General features: G+C 63.8%; 1 protein-coding gene. It reads right to left on the bottom strand.

The genetic code is table 11. From position 1 onward, the window contains the following. A partial coding sequence (gene infB, locus VGO12_RS12970; RefSeq protein ID WP_327513162.1) for a translation initiation factor IF-2 occupies positions 1–1,845 on the bottom strand: 1,845 nt, incomplete at both ends.

A 1,845-nucleotide genomic window follows, 5' to 3' on the forward strand; every position in this document is an offset into this window, starting at 1 on the left:
GAGACTTCGTCCTTGAAGCGCTTGAGGGTCTTGAGCTTGCCTTCGTGGATAACGACGTTGTCGCGAACCAGACGGACGCCGACGCCACGCTCGACCTTGCCTTCGGTGACGCGGCAACCCGCGACCTTGCCGACCTTGGTGATGTTGAACACCTCCAGGATCTCAGCGTTGCCGAGGAAGGTTTCGCGGCGCTCGGGCGAGAGCAGACCGGACATCGCCGCCTTCACGTCATCCACCAGATCGTAGATGATGTTGTAGTAGCGGATTTCGATGCCGGCACGCTCGGCGGCCGAACGGGCCTGCGAGTTGGCGCGAACGTTGAAGCCGATGATCGCGGCGTTCGATGCCTCGGCGAGCGAGATGTCGGACTCGGTGATGCCGCCGGCGCCGGAATGGACGATGCGCGCACGCACTTCGTCGGTTCCGAGCTTGTCGAGGGCACCGGCGATGGCTTCGATCGAACCCTGCACGTCGCCCTTGATGACCAGCGGGAACTCCTTGAGACCGGAGGTCTGGAGCTGGGTCATCATCTGCTCGAGCGAACCGCGCGAACCGGACTGACGGGCAACCTGCTTCTCGCGGGCGAGACGCTGGCGATACTCGGAGATCTCGCGGGCACGGCTTTCGTTTTCGACAACAGCGAACTTGTCGCCAGCAGCCGGCGTACCCGACAGGCCGAGAACCTCGACCGGCATGGACGGACCGGCTTCCTTGACGTGTTCGCCCTTGTCGTTGACGAGCGCGCGCACACGGCCCCACTGGTCACCGGCAACGATGATCTGGCCGGGACGAAGCGTGCCCTTCTGGACGAGCACGGTCGCAACCGCACCACGACCGCGGTCGAGCTCGGCTTCGACGACCGTACCTTCGGCCGTCCGGTTCGGATTGGCGCGCAGGTCGAGGATTTCCGCCTGAAGCAGGATCGCTTCGAGCAGCTTGTCGAGGTTGGTGCCGTTCTTCGCGGAGACTTCCACGTCAAGCACTTCACCGCCCATGGATTCGACGAAGACTTCGTGCTGCAGCAGTTCGGTGCGAACCTTCTGCGCATTGGCCGTCGGCTTGTCGACCTTGTTGATCGCCACGATGATCGGAACACCGGCCGCCTTGGCGTGGTTGATCGATTCGATCGTCTGCGGCATCACGCTGTCGTCAGCCGCAACCACCAGGATCGCGATGTCGGTCGCCTGGGCACCACGGGCACGCATGGCGGTGAACGCCGCGTGACCGGGGGTGTCGATGAAGGTGATCTTGTTGCCGTTCTGCTCGACCTGGTAGGCGCCGATATGCTGGGTGATGCCACCGGCTTCGCCGGCAACCACGTTGGCATGACGGATGGCGTCGAGCAGCGAGGTCTTGCCGTGGTCGACGTGACCCATGATCGTGACGATCGGCGGACGCGGCAGCATTTCCTCGTCGGAATCGCTGACGTTGAAGATGCCCTCTTCGACGTCGGATTCCGAAACGCGCTTGACCGTGTGGCCGAACTCGCCGGCGATGAGTTCGGCCAGGTCGGCGTCGATCAGATCGCCGGGCTTCATCATCTGACCTTCCTTCATCAGGAACTTGATGACGTCGACGGCGCGCTCAGACATGCGCTGCGACAGTTCCTGAATGGTGATGGTCTCCGGCAGGATGACTTCGCGAGAAATCTTCTCGCGGGTTTCCTGCATCTGGCTGCGCTTGAACTTTTCCTGGCGGCGACGCATGGCCGACAGCGAACGGGCGCGCTGGCCGGCATCCTCGTCGGCAGCGGTGGACAGCGTCAGCTTGCCCTGGCGGCGACCATCGTCGCCCTTCGGGCGGGCCGGAACCTTGGCGGGCTCGGGACGTACGACCTTGCCGCGC

The sequence above is a fragment of the Ensifer sp. genome (assembly GCF_035999135.1).
In the GTDB taxonomy this organism is placed as follows: domain Bacteria; phylum Pseudomonadota; class Alphaproteobacteria; order Rhizobiales; family Rhizobiaceae; genus Ensifer.